Origin of the sequence: Spiroplasma endosymbiont of Cantharis rufa, from assembly GCF_964019665.1 — a bacterium.
Taxonomy (GTDB): domain Bacteria; phylum Bacillota_I; class Bacilli_A; order Mycoplasmatales; family Mycoplasmataceae; genus Spiroplasma_A.
Window position 1 is genome coordinate 539,784 of the sequence record NZ_OZ026459.1, and the last position, 14,674, is coordinate 554,457.

Consider the following 14,674-nt stretch of genomic DNA (forward strand, 5'->3'; position numbering starts at 1 on the left):
AAAATTTAGTAAATAAAGCAATTAGATGAAAAAAACTCTATTATGCTTATTTAATTTATTTTCAAAAGAGAAAGAAAAAAATGAGAAAAAATACTAATAATTTTACTGAATTAGTAAATAAAATATTTAAATCAAAAAATGGCAAGTGATTAACAAAAAAGAGACTCTCTATTGTTTCACTTATATCTATTGGAACTATTGGAACAATAGTTCCAGTTAGTATTGTATTAACAAATAATAATATTGTAGAACCTCAGCCAATAGGTTATAGTTTTGCAGGTAAAGAGTTTTTAACAAAGGAAGAAGTTTATAACTATGCTTATAATGAAGCACAAAGAACTTTTAACTACGAAACAAATATTTTTAAATTTGACAATCAGTTATTTAACACAAAAGAAGATTTAGATTTATATATAAATCAGAAATTCAAAATAACAGAAGAAAAGACAATGAGAAATCCAGGCAATTATACAATTAATGCTTCTGGAGAACTTTCTTCTGATATTGTAACTTCTAATGTAGAAGAAGAGGTCAAAGTTTATAGGGGTCATGATAATCAAGCATATCTTTCAAGAGATAATGCTTTAGAAACATACTTTAATTATGAATCATCAATTTTCGTTGAAGGTAAAGAAACAAACAATGAAAGTGATGCAAGATCTTACTATGAAGAAATTAAGCTAAAAGAGTTGGAAAAAAGTGATGATAAAACTACTTGCTATTTGCAAAGTGGAATATGTCAAACAGAAACAGAAATTAAATCTTGATTAAGAAAAAATATGACAACTGGTTTTGAATATAATGGAAAATCTTTTTCCGATTATAACTACTTAGAATATGAAAATTTAATAAAACCTTTAGATCCAAAATTATCTAGAGAGCATATTAAAGAAGTTTTAGATGCAGATAAAAAATCTTATTGAGCACAAGTAGGAAATCTTAATTTACAAAATGGTTATTTAGTTGGTCCAAAATATTTTGAATCAACTGAAGAGATTAAAGATAATAATATTAAATTTGAGCAAACTGGCTCTGTTGATATTAATCCTTTAATTGCTTATAGTTATGCTGTCAGCTTATCATCAATGACAAGCACTGTCATAGATATTGTTTTGCCTTGAATTCATAAACCAAATAAGGATGAAGAAAGTAATTTTTATTCATTAAAATACTTAGATTACTTAAATGAAAGTATATCATGGAGTAAAGAAGGAAAAGAAAATTTAAATTCTGTTCTTAAAAACATTGATGAAAGCTATTTTGAAGATGCATCATTAGATTTAAATCTTATTAAAGATAAAGAGTTTACGAATTTCAATAAATTACTTGTTGTATTTAATAAACTATTAATTAAAAGCAGAGTACATAGAATTGGTGTTTCTTATGAAGAGTTAGAAAAATCATTTGTATATATATTAGCAGATATAATTAATTCACAAGAAGAAATGGTTGAAAACGTTTTTTCAAATGATTCTGAAAATGGATTGGAATCTTTAAGAGAAAGTAGTTTTGAAGATATATATTCTCTTTTTATAAATGTGGATAAATTTTATTCAGAAGGTGGTGCAAATAAAAGATTATTGGATGGAGTTGTAAAATTTCAAAAAATAGCAGAAACTGTGATGGAACCACTTGAAAAGTTAAACAAAAATAAGAAAAAAACTGAAAATACCTTTAAAGATAAAGATACTTCTCAGTTAAAAATAGATAGTAACATGGAAGAAATTCATAAAGAAAATCAAAAGGAAATTGAAAGTAAGAGTGAAGATATTTATAAAGGAATTGGTTTTAAAGGATTTACAGATAAAAATTATAATTCAAAAGCAAGTGCTACTAGTTTAGTATCTGGATTAAGTTGAGTAGGAAAGGCATGGAGTATAAGTCAAGCTTTAAGTTTTATGTCAGTAGTTAGTTTTGAAGCAAAATTAGATCAAAATACATCATTATTTTATACAGTACCTACAATTAAAATTCCTTTAATTAATATATCAATTAAAAAACCAAATCCAAAAGTAAACGTTATAAAAATTTCAGATTCAGCAATAAATTATTTAGTTCCAAAAAATCCAGAATCATCAACAACAACTATTTATGAGTTTAAAAATAAGTATTATTTGCATAAAGATACAGCAGAAGAAGAGTTAATATTAGACGCCTACAAAAATCCTCAAAATTATTTCTCCTCAAGGAAAATATTTGCAAGTATTATGAACAAAAACAAGGTGTATACATTGACAAATGATAAATTTAATAAGCCTGTAAACTCTTCAGGAGGATTTACTTGATCTGAATATCAAGAAGCTTTAGATAAGGAAAAAGAAATATTTATTGAACAGCTATTTAAAGAAGAATATGTAATGCATAAAAAAGAATATTATTTAGATGGTTTTGGAAATGCTTTTGAAAATAAGTATGATGCAATATCAAGTTTAAAAGAAAACATTGCTAATTCTAAATTTAATAAAAAATATTTTTATATAATGAAAAATGGTGAAAAAATTTATAAGGATAGTGAAGAAGAAATTATTTCTTTCATTAGAATTAATCAACCGATTGAATCTAAGTTAATTATTAACAGTGATCTAATAAAAACTTCAATCTATGATAGTTTGGAAGAATATCAAGGAAGTCAGTATGATTTTTATAAGTTGGATTTTTATGGGCAAAATAAGTATTTTAAAACATTAAATCAATTATTAACTTATCTAGATAATAATATTAATTATCAAGTAATTAATCAAAATGGTGAGTTAAAAACCTTTGATTTTAAAGATAATATATTTTTAAATGAATGAGAATTTAGAAAATGAATTGAGCAACAAACTCATGAAGTTTATTAAAAGAGGGGTGAAGTAAACATGTTTAAAAAATTATTATATAAAGTAAGTTTAGCTCTGGTATTAAGTAGCTCAACTATATTACCTTTACTTACTAGTGAAAACAATATTAGTAATATAAAATTTCGCAATTTATCAAATCAACAAATTGAAGAGCTTTATAAGGATATAGAAGAAAATAGACTATATATTGGAGATACTGAATATAGTTATTTTGATGGAAAGAAATTTAATTCTCCTCAGGAACTAGATGAGTATATTCTAAAAAATAACTTTGTGCAAATGCAATTGACTTCTTCAAATCCATCAAAAATTATTAAAAATTATGAGCATATGACATTAGATGATAAAAAAATTTATGATATTAATATAAATAATTTTAGTCAAGTATATAGAGATGCTTTTGGAAATATAGCTCTATCAAAAGAAAATGCATTAAATACTTATGCTAATTTAGGAAATGTAAAAGCAAAGTACAGTTATGATCAAATTGAATGATTTGATACACCAGATGAAGCCAAAAATAATGAGAAATATAATTTAAAAATTAATAAATCTTTATACTATATTTATGCAAATGAATATTATAATGCTTTCAATCAAAATGATGTTGAAGCTTTAATATCAAAATTTACTTCTGGATATTATGTCAATAAAAAAACAGGATTAAATCAACAAGCAATTAAACCAATTAATTTCTTTGGAACTCAAGAAGAGAGTTTTGCTAAATTAAAAAGAGAGTTAGAATCAGAATTTTATGAAGGTTATTATAAAAATTTATTGAATACTAACTCTAAATATAGAATAAAATTTATGCCAAAAAAAGATTATAGAATAACAGTTCAATGTCAAGGAGCAAGTGATGATTATGGTTTTGGTGACTATGTTAATTTGGAAATGTTAGATAATAAAACATTTAATTCTTGATCTTCTTTTCTTGGAGAATTTAGAACTAATTGACAAAGTGAGAAGGAAGGTAAGAGACCTTATTTAACAAAGACTTTTAATTTTAAATATAATGAAAAATCATGTAGTAATGGAAACATTAATTTAATGCATTCTAGTTATAAAAATAAAAAAGTTACATTAGATGATTTTAGTTATTATGATGAAACTCGTACTTCTTTTACAGGATATACTACAAAAGATAAAAAAAGTGGAGATGAAATTTGATTTTCACCAGAGATGGGAAATGCATATACAACAAGTGATATGACACAAGATAATTTAGCAAATTTTTATAGTAAATGATTCTCAAATTATTTTAATGGATTGCAAAATTTTGAAAATCCAAATAAGGAATTAACTTTTAAAGATCTTAAAAATAATAATTTAAATTTAAATAAAGAAGGATCTATTGCAAAAGATAAATTATATGATGTTAATGGTAATCAAGGTTTCAAATACTCACTAATTCAAAGTTATAATGACTTTTTACCAATAAAGGAAAGAATATTAAAAGAGCCTTATATAATTGATAATAAAACAATGTATAAAATGAGAGAAGACTTTTATGTTTCAAAAGAACAATTAGATAATTTTTTACCACTGCAAGGTACTTTTAGCTCTGTATTAAAATATTCATATGGAACAGATAAAGATTTATCAAGTAGAGATGGTAAACTGTTGGCAAATACTCTTGAAGAGGCCAAAGAAAAAGAAATTATAAACAGCAAAAGAACATTACAAAAAAAATATATAGTTTATGATGCTTTTGGAAAAGTAGAATCATCTGGAGAAAGTGAAGAAGCAGCATTAAGAAAATTACATAATAATATTTCATTAACAGCAAAATATGTACATAGAGATGAAATAAAAACATGAGATCCAAATTTTAAATTATCTTATGATAATATTATTTCAGATGGTAGATATGCTGTGTATAGAATTAGAGATGTAAATGATAGTTCTAACTTTATTTATTATCAAAGTCAGGATTTAGCACTTGATGCCGTTAAAAAGGCTGCTAAACAAAATAGTAATATAAATGTACAAGTTTATAAAACTTATTTATATAATTACCAAACGAGTTTAGGTTTAACTATACCTTTATTAATTTATGATAATGATATTATGTCAACTATAAACAAAATTATAGAAATTGAATCGTCAAATATTTATTAATTCATTTAAAAGGAGAAATTATGAAAAAATTATTAACTTTATTTACAGCAGTAACTTTATTTGCTTCGACATCAACATCTGTTATATCATGTCAAAGTGAAAAAAAATTTGAATTACCTAATCAACCAAAATCTGGAGAGGATATTGTAGATGCTTTAGATAACTATGTTTTAGAGCAAGAAAAAATGAACGCAATTTGAGCAAAGGAGATTGATGAATGCAATGAATGTAGTAAAGATCAAGAAAAAGAAATTAAACTTAATAGTGATGCATTCCAAAAAAGCAGAATTTATGAAACATTTATAAGAGCATATAAATCTTATAAAATGTTGCAATTAGACTATGAAACTTTAAACTCCAAAGTTTCAAATGTAACTTATGTAAAAAGAGAAACAGATACTTTTGATGAATATATTGAAGGGTGACAAAACGATGAAACTTTAAATAATAATACAAAAGAGTATATGTTAGAAATTCAAAAATGAGCTAAACAAGAAGCAATCCATGAATAAAAAGAAAAATAGTAATTTAATTTATACATAATTCTATATTTATTAATTCATTTAAAAGGAGAAATTATGAAAAAATTATTAACTTTATTTACAGCAATAACTTTATTTGCTTCAACTTCAACATCTGTTATATCATGTCAAAGTGAGAAAAAATTTGAATTGCCAAATCAACCAAAATCTGGAGATGATATTGTAGAAGCTTTAGATAAGTATCGTTCTGAAAAAAAGCAAGTGGATGAAATTTGAAAAAAAGAACTTGATGAATGTAATGAATGTAGTAAAGAACAAGAAGAATTGATACAATTAAATAGTGATTCTTGACAAAAAAGCAGAATATATGAAGCTTTTATAAGAGCTTTTACATCTTATAAAATGTTGCAATTAAAATATGAAACTTTAGAATCAAAAATATCAGAAGAAACTTATACTATAGTTAATACCGACTACTTTGATGAATATATTGAAGGATGACAAAGGGAAGAAACTTTAAATAATAATACAAAAGAGTATATGTTGGAAATTCAAAAATGAGCTAAACAAGAAGCAACCCATGAATAAAAAGAAAAATAGTAATTTAATTTATACATAATTCTATATTTATTAATTCATTTAAAAGGAGAAATTATGAAAAAATTATTAACTTTATTTACAGCAATAACTTTATTTGCTTCAACTTCAACATCTGTTATATCATGTCAAAGTGAGAAAAAATTTGAATTACCAAATCAACCAAAATCTGGAGATGATATTGTAGAAGCATTAGATAAGTATCTTTTAGAACAAGAGAAAGTGAATACGATTTGAGCAAAAGAGCTGGATGAATGTAAGGAATGTAGTAAAGAAGAACAAAATAAAATAAAATTAAATAGTGATGCTTGACAAAAAAGCAAAATATATGAAGCGTTTATTAGAGCTTATTTATCTTATAAAATGTTGCAATTGAAATATGAAACTCTGGAATCAAAAATATTAGAAAGAACATATTCTATAGTAAATACAGATTTCTTTGATATATTTATTGAAGGGTGACAAAACGATGAAACCTTAAATAATAATACAAAAGAGTATATGTTAGAAATTCAAAAATGAGCAAAACAACAAGCAATCCATGAATAAAAAGAAAATAGTAATTTAATTTATACATAATTCTATATTTATTAATTCATTTAAAAGGAGAAATTATGAAAAAATTATTAACTTTATTTACAGCAATAACTTTATTTGCTTCAACTTCAACTTCTGTTATATCATGTCAAAATGAGAAAAAATTTGAATTACCAAATCAACCAAAATCTGGAGATGATATTGTAGAAGCATTAGATAAAATTACTACTGAAAAAAGTCAAGCGGATGAAATTTGAAAAAATGAACTTGATGAATGTAATGAATGTAGTAAAGAGCAAGAAAAATTAATACAATTAAATAGTGATGCTTGACAGAAAAGTAGAATATATGAAGCTTTTATAAGAGCTTTTACATCTTATAAAATGTTGCAATTAAAATATGAAATTTTAGAATCAAAAATATCAGAAGAAACTTATACTATAGTTAATACGGACTACTTTGACATATTTATTAAAGAAAAACAAAAGGATGAAACTTTAAATAATAATACAAAAGAGTATATGTTAGAAATTCAAAAATGAGCTAAACAAGAAGCGATTCATGAATAAAAAGAAAAAAATAGGAATTTAATTTATACATAATTCTATATGTATAAATTTTTTTAATATCTATATATCAAAAAATAATTCATTGTGTAAATTAAAATTATAAGCTAACAAAAAAATGTTTAAAATATTAATCATTTGATAGGAAACTAATAAGAAATTTATTAGTAGTTCAGTTTAAATAATAGTTTTTCACTAAAATAGTCAAAAGTTAACTATTTTAATATTTATTAAAGTCTTTATAAAAATCTGCTTTTTTTTTATTTTTTATATATAATAATAATAATAATAATAATAATAATATTGTAGAACGAGGAAATAAAGAAATGGCAAAAAAAGATTTACCAACAATTGCAAAACATGCCTGAGAGAATGCACCAAAATGCAATTGTGGAGCACAACAAGATACTAGCGATAGAGGTCATAAAAAATGCTTTAGATGTAAGGAACAAATAGAATATGGTGCATATCAAGGATGACAACCTAATAATTCAAATTGTTGAAATGTCGAGCATTTAAATCCCAAAGCACAAGGTGGTACAAATCAAAAGGAAAATCTTAAAGCAGTGCATAAGAAATGCAATAAATAGTACTATTATATAGAATAAGAACCTTAGATACTTTTATGTTATAAAACTTCTAGATTATAATTAATTAACAAAATAACATTTCCAGTATTAAAAGTATTTTTTTATAAGACAATTATATTTAATGGTGTTGCTATTATTTTTTTATAGTTATAAAAAAGAAGGTATTTATTAAGAGAGGATTCATTTTTTTAATAGAGTCTTTTTTTTTTTTTTTTGCAAAAATTAATTTATATTGATAGTGTCTATCAAAGTATATTAGTAAGAACTTCTGTACTTACAAATTTTCATAATTTTACACATCTTTTAAGGTGTTTTTTTGATATTATTTAATAAAAGGGGAATTAAAATTAATAAATTAATAAATTAATAAATTAATAAATTAAAATTTAAATATTTAATCAACAATGACATCTAAAATTAATATGATATCTAAAATAAAAATAATTAAACAGTTTAGAAGATTATAAATTAGTTATAAGAAAAATATTAAATCTTTAATAAATAATAAGAGGTTAAAAGTGGTGGAAAAATAAAAATGGAAAAAAGTGAATTAATTAAAAAAAATATAAGTACTAAAAGTAATTTTGATACAAATTATAATAAGTTTTACAAGTACACAATATGAATCTCATTTTGTCTTCTTATTATAGTTATATGATCATTATATTTTATTTATCAAGAAGATAATTATTCTTTAAACAGAATTTTAATATTAATAAGCATACCTTTTATTTATTTAATATTTGTCTCTACTTTTGTTTTTATTGGAGTATGCATATTAAAATATAGAAGTAAATTATTTGAATTAAAATTAAAAGAAATAGATTGAACAAGCATTTATTATTCAAACAATAAAAATAAATTTGATATAGAAAATGTTACTTTAAATAAGTTTAATATTTCATATTTTGAATTAAAACAATTAATAGAAGATAAAGTTGAAGAAATTAATATATTAAATTCAATTATTATTGATTTAAATAAAATTAAAATTAGTATATCCTATGAAAAAGTAATTATAAATAAAAAAATGAATGAACTTAACCTAATATATAAAATTGAATTGGATTCTAGGATTGAAACTAAAAGTAAAATAAATAAAATCTTTGATTTAATTAAATTAAAAAATTCAGATGAGATAATAGAGAGTAACTCAAAGAAACTTTTGAGATTTAAAAACAGTCTTTGCTCTATTGAAAAGATATTGGAAGAAATTAAAAAGCATAAGGGTACAAGAACCTATCGTACAATGAAAACAACGAAAAATAGAATTAAAGAGATTAATAATAATATTTTAGGGTTATTTTATTCTGTTTTACATAATCAAAAAAATATGTTGCGAGAATATGAAAAGCAAATAGATAAAGATATTGAAAAAACTAAAAAAATATTTAGTTAAATAGTTTAGAGGAGAAAAAAATGGAAAAAAAGCATTTGAGCGAAAAAAATATAAGTATTAAGGAAAATTATGACACAAATTATGTAAAGTATATAAACTATATTATTGTAATTTTTATTTCTATTCAAGCTTTAACTCTTCTATTAATTACTACATTTTATAAAATAAATGATATTATTACAATTGAGATTTTAATGGCTTTATTAACAGCAATTTTTTTACCTTTAATAGCTATTTTATTCTACCTTTGTTGTATTTTATTAGATAGGAAAAGTAATTTATTTTATCTTAAATTAAAGGAAGTTGATTGAAAAGAAATATATTCTTTAGGCAATAAAGAAAGTTTTAAAATTGATAGTATTACTTTGAATAAATTCAATATCTCTTATTATGATCTAAAGCAGTTAATAAAAAGAAAAATTGATGATATTAGCATTTTAAACTCTATTATCATTAACTTAAATGATGTATCAATTAAATTCATATATGAGAAAATAATTTTAAATGAAGACACTAATGAACTTTCTTTAATTATTTGTGTTAATCTAAATTTCAATATTAAAAACAAAAAAGAAGCAAATAATATTTTCAACTCGATTAAATTAAAAGTAGAAGAAGAAATTGTAGAAGCTATTCCAAATAAATTTTTTAAACTTAAATTAGATTTATGTTTAAAAGAAAGAGTATTAGAAGTTATTAAGAAGGATAGATTTACAAAAACATATCGTACATTGAAAACGACTAAAAATAAAACTCAAGAAATTAATGATAACATTTTAGGGCTTTTTTATTCTGTATCACATAATAAAAAAAATATGTTAGAAAAATATAATGAACAAATAGAAAAAGACATAAAGAGAATAGAATTATTTATAAATTAATAAAAAATTTTGTATCAATGATTATTTTATCTGAGAATAGCTTATAAGTTCTGAATCACAGTTGCAAAAATTAATTATTTTATGTAACTTTTAATTATGATACTTATAAACAAATGAAATTAGTAAGAAGGAAAAAAATGAAGAAATACTCAAATATTATAGATGAAGAACTTAAATATAATAAAATCCCTAAAAAATATGAAAGAAATTTTTCAAATAGAAAGTCTATATTATTAATGTCTTTTTTACTAATTTTATATTTAGTTATATTTATTTATTTTTTAGCACATATCTTTGTTACTAATAATATCTTTGTAGAGATTGTTCATTAAGTGATGGAAGTATTATTTGCTTTCTATTATTTATTTCTTTTTATTTTTTTATTACTGTTTTTATAAAATTAAAAAACATTAAAATTAGTTGGCACTGTAAAAAAGTAAAAAAGATAAATTGAATAAAGCTATTTAATTTTTATAATAATTATAACTTCAAGAATTTAAATTTAAATTTAGAGTTAATTTATATTGAAGAAAAATTATTAACTCAATTGATAGTGGATAGAACTATAAATAAAATATTAATTAGTAATAATATTTCATTATTGATTAATAATATTGAAATTAATGTTAATTATTTAGAATTGTTAATTTCTGAAGATGAATTATATTTACAATTAACTCATGAAATAACTTTTAATAAAAAAATATCTTCTACTGAAATTAAAAAAATATTCAAAGGTATTAAAGATTTTACAATAGTTGAAAAAAATTATAGTATAACTAGAATTGTATCTACTAATAACTTAATTTTTAAGTAAAAGCTAATTAAATATAGCAGAGATTATTTAAGCAAGAAATTGTATATAAAAGATTTTTCATTTTCAGATTATATTTTTGGCTTATATGCACAAGATAATTATACTAAAAATAATTATTTAAATTATTATAATAAAGCAGTTTTAAATGACCTTCAAAAAATATTTTATTTATTGACTAATAGTAGCGAATAAATAAAATATTTTTTTGCATATCAGTCAAAAAATTTTTTATTTCAATACTGCAAAAATATTAGTGATACATATTTTACTATTTTCAATTTTTAAAATAATTAACATTATTTTTTTAAATTATTTAAAGAAATGGCGTAAAAAATATTAATATAATTAATTTAGTGTCTTATTGATTTTATTCATAAAAATAATTTACTGTATTGGCTTCGAATTAATTAAATAATATACTAATTATTAGTTATTAGAGAATATTATAGACTTTAATCAATCAAGTAAGTCAATTAAGTAAATTATATTTTAAATAATTTTGAATAAAGATACTTAGTATATTAAACTAAATCAATAATTTTACTTCTTTAAAATTAGTAACTAATTTGTGAAAAAATAACTATTAAGTAGAGAAATCATTAAATACTTTTATAAGTACTTAATTTAAATTCCTTGAATAGTTATTATTTTGATTAATATTTACTTATGTTTTTTTGTGCTATTATAAACATATAAAGGAATTATAAGAATGATAGAATTGAAAAATTTAAATAAAATTTTTAAAAATGGTGAGGGAATCCAAAATATAAATCTAAAAATAAATTCTGGAGAAATAACTGGTATTCTTGGTCCAAATGGAGCGGGGAAGTCTACGTTATTAAAGTTAATTTTTAAGGAATATAAAAAAGATAGTGGAGAAATAATTTATAATAATGGAGATGAAAATTTAAGTAAATTTAGTTTTTTTACAGATCAATCACTTTTTCCTAGAAATATTTCATTAAGTTTCTTTTGCATGTATAGCGCGGAATTAGCAGGAATAAAGTCTAAAGAAGCAAAGAAAAGAATGAATCATTTATTAGAATTATTAGAACTTGAAAAATATAAAAGTAAACCCTTTAGATCTTTATCTGCTGGTATGCAAAAAAAAGCAATGCTGGCAGCTTCTTTAATTAATGATCCAGAATTTATTTTTCTTGATGAGCCAACAGCAAATTTGGATGTTAATTCTAGAATGGAATTAATAACTTTATTGAAAAATATGAAAGAGAAAAATAAAGCAGTAGTTATTACAAGCCATATTTTAGATGAATTACAAAATATAATAGATAGGGTAATCATAATTGATTCGGGAAAAATAATTTTGGATAAAAAATATGATAAAAATGAAGAGAATTTAGAAAAATTGTATTTTGATACTATAAAAACTCATGATAAAAATAAATCTTTTGATAGATTATTAGAGTGAGATAATTAAAATGATTTTTTACACTTGCTTTAAATACTCTATTTTATCAATTCTTAAATCAAAGACTTTTATATTAGTTAATTCAATATTTTTAAGTTTAATGGTCGTATTAAATTTATCTTTCGGCTTATATATTAGAATTTCAGAAAAAGAAATGGCACAATTATTTGTATTAGAATATATAAATGTAATTTTAATTATGATAGAAATAGTAGTTTTATCACTATTATTTTCAAATGAGTTTTTTTATAATCAAAAAAGAAATGGTATTAAAACCATTGAAGTTAAAAATGGAATGAAAGTGTGACAAATATTTTGTTCTAAACTAATTGCTTTAATTTTGATGATTTTAGCAGTTTCTTTTGTGTTATCTTCGGTTATTGTTATAGAAAATTTAATTATATTTAATGAAAATATTTATGTAACAAAGTTAATTTTTGTAAATATCTATTTAGTATTTCTTGTTCCTCTTTTCTTATTTTCTTTAAATTTATTAATTTTAAGTTTGAATATACAAAAAGTATCTTTAATTTTTTCAAGCTTTTTTCTTGGTTTGCTTAGTGTATTTCACTTTTTTAATGCTGCAGTATATGATTATGAAAGTTTTAATCCAGCTTCAATTGGCTCAAATAATGCTGGAGTATCTAGTTATAGAATTTATTTTAATTATTATATACAAAAATTCAAAATTGAAAATGATCATGAAAATGAATTTTTATTAAATTTAAAAGACTTTAACGATAAAAATTTAGATTTAAAAAAAGTATTATATTATGAAGGAAATGAAAGTTTTGAGTGTAATGGTAATAATTTTGATAAAGGTGAATTAAGTTGTGACATGAAAGAATATTATGAGGACTTTCTAAATAGTAATTCTTTTTATGGAAGTGGAAACTTATTTTATAATATTGATTTATTTAATAGTTTTAATAAGACGTTTTTAGCAAATAAAGAGGATTATCGAAAATTAGTATATGATAAAGAGATTATCGAGAAAAATAGTCTATTTAATGAGTTGCAAAATTTTGATATTAAAAAGTCTAATTATGATCTATTTGAAGATAATAACTCTCTAGTAAAAAGCGTTTCACTTCTAAAAGAGTTACAACTATATATTAGTGAACTTGAAAAACACTTTAAAAATAGTGAAGATTTTAATTTTTATTATAATGATCTTAAAAAAATTAATAAAGTGATTCTAGATATTTATCAAAAAGGTCTTTATTTTAAAAACAAAAGATATTTTTTATATAATAATTTAGGATTAATTTCATCTGAAATGAAACAATACTTTAATGATATCTTTGGCAAGGAATCTACTCGCAAAGAAAAAAGAAAAAAAGTTTTTGAATTACAGGAAATATCAAGTGGCAAATCGCTTTATCAAGGAATTCTTTTTTATATAATAAATAACTATGATGAAGATAAACTATTTACATCATTAAATCAAAAACCAAATGATTATATTCCAGGTTTTTTTGGAATGTCTAATTATTATACAAGTCCATTTTTATGATTAGAGTTCATTACTAAATTTGGATTAGTTGAAAAAAGTTATGACAATATAGCTACAATAAATACTTCACATTTTATTCATACTAATAATTTTATTAAAATAAAATATGATATTTTTCAAGAGGAAGATAGTGGAAAAACAAGATATATTATTCATGATTATTCTTATAAAGGACCAAATACTATTTTATTAATATTTCTAATACTAATTTATTGCACATTACTAATTTTATTGTCTTATCTCTTTTATAAAATTAATTTTTATAAATAAGTTTATATTGTACAATAATAATTTTTAAATATTTATTCAATAAAACTAAAAATTATATTAGTATTAAACTATATAAAATAAATCACTTATACTAAACGTCATTTAATTTAGTATAAATTAAAAAAAGACTTGTATAAGATTAAAATTTATCATTTCAAATAATTATTTAGTTTTTAGATTTAACTTGTATTTATAAAAATAATCACTAAGTAATAAAGTTTATAATGGCAAATTCAAAGATGATTAAGCTATTAAAAATATAACAGTGAGTTCAAAAAAATATGTTAATAAACTAAGACGTTTAAATACAAAACAATAAAAAAATACTCTTTATAGAGTTTTTTTTATTTATTTTCTACCATGATTTTCTGAACAATTATTTACACAGTCATTACATTTATGATCACTATTAGTTCCCTTACATGAACATTGACATGCATGACAAGATAAGTTGCAATTTGCCATAATTTTACCTCCTTTCATTAATATTTTAGATCAATTTATGTTAAATGAGTTCAAAATAGTTTAGAATACAAGTTTGGTAATTAAAAAACTAAAGGTATTAAATTAGTATTTTAACAATATTAATAAGATTAAAATGGATAAACTTTTTCAATCAGATTTGATTA

General features: G+C 21.5%; 13 protein-coding genes. All 13 read left to right on the forward strand.

Going from position 1 to position 14,674, the window contains the following annotated elements:
* Positions 1–80: 80 nt before the first annotated feature.
* The 13 genes from AACL15_RS02375 to AACL15_RS02435 all read left to right on the forward strand — a co-directional run bounded on the left by AACL15_RS02375 (position 81) and on the right by AACL15_RS02435 (position 14,045).
* A complete protein-coding gene (locus AACL15_RS02375; RefSeq protein WP_339034949.1) occupies positions 81–2,840 on the forward strand; it encodes a hypothetical protein in 2,760 nt (919 codons plus the stop codon).
* An 18-nt stretch (positions 2,841–2,858) separates the two neighbouring features.
* Positions 2,859–4,961, forward strand: coding sequence for a hypothetical protein (locus tag AACL15_RS02380; RefSeq protein WP_339034951.1), 2,103 nt, complete (start codon positions 2,859–2,861; stop codon positions 4,959–4,961).
* A 20-nt stretch (positions 4,962–4,981) separates the two neighbouring features.
* Positions 4,982–5,473: a lipoprotein gene (locus tag AACL15_RS02385; protein WP_339034953.1), complete on the forward strand. Its 492-nt coding sequence runs from the start codon at positions 4,982–4,984 to the stop codon at positions 5,471–5,473.
* A gap of 66 nt (positions 5,474–5,539) precedes the next feature.
* Positions 5,540–6,031 (forward strand): lipoprotein, encoded by a 492-nt coding sequence (locus tag AACL15_RS02390; protein WP_339034955.1) that lies wholly within the window; start codon positions 5,540–5,542, stop codon positions 6,029–6,031.
* 66 nt (positions 6,032–6,097) lie between these two features.
* On the forward strand, positions 6,098–6,589 hold the full coding sequence (locus AACL15_RS02395) for a lipoprotein (protein WP_339034957.1): 492 nt from the start codon (positions 6,098–6,100) through the stop codon (positions 6,587–6,589).
* Between the two features lie 65 nt (positions 6,590–6,654).
* Positions 6,655–7,146 carry a lipoprotein gene (locus tag AACL15_RS02400; protein ID WP_339034959.1) on the forward strand — a complete coding sequence of 164 codons (492 nt, stop codon included), beginning with the start codon at positions 6,655–6,657 and terminating at the stop codon, positions 7,144–7,146.
* Between the two features lie 323 nt (positions 7,147–7,469).
* Positions 7,470–7,733 carry an HNH endonuclease gene (locus AACL15_RS02405; protein WP_339034961.1) on the forward strand — a complete coding sequence of 88 codons (264 nt, stop codon included), beginning with the start codon at positions 7,470–7,472 and terminating at the stop codon, positions 7,731–7,733.
* 535 nt (positions 7,734–8,268) lie between these two features.
* Entirely contained in the window at positions 8,269–9,132 is an 864-nt protein-coding gene (locus tag AACL15_RS02410) for a hypothetical protein (RefSeq protein WP_339034963.1), read from the forward strand.
* 20 nt (positions 9,133–9,152) lie between these two features.
* Complete coding sequence (locus tag AACL15_RS02415) at positions 9,153–10,013, forward strand: hypothetical protein (protein WP_339034965.1); 861 nt, start codon at positions 9,153–9,155, stop codon at positions 10,011–10,013.
* A gap of 137 nt (positions 10,014–10,150) precedes the next feature.
* A complete protein-coding gene (locus tag AACL15_RS02420) occupies positions 10,151–10,345 on the forward strand; it encodes a hypothetical protein (RefSeq protein WP_339034967.1) in 195 nt (64 codons plus the stop codon).
* A gap of 215 nt (positions 10,346–10,560) precedes the next feature.
* On the forward strand, positions 10,561–10,830 hold the full coding sequence (locus tag AACL15_RS02425) for a hypothetical protein (protein WP_339034969.1): 270 nt from the start codon (positions 10,561–10,563) through the stop codon (positions 10,828–10,830).
* A 709-nt stretch (positions 10,831–11,539) separates the two neighbouring features.
* Positions 11,540–12,268, forward strand: coding sequence for an ABC transporter ATP-binding protein (locus AACL15_RS02430; protein ID WP_339034971.1), 729 nt, complete (start codon positions 11,540–11,542; stop codon positions 12,266–12,268).
* Between the two features lies 1 nt (position 12,269).
* Positions 12,270–14,045, forward strand: coding sequence for a hypothetical protein (locus AACL15_RS02435; protein WP_339034973.1), 1,776 nt, complete (start codon positions 12,270–12,272; stop codon positions 14,043–14,045).
* The last annotated feature ends 629 nt before the right edge of the window (positions 14,046–14,674 follow it).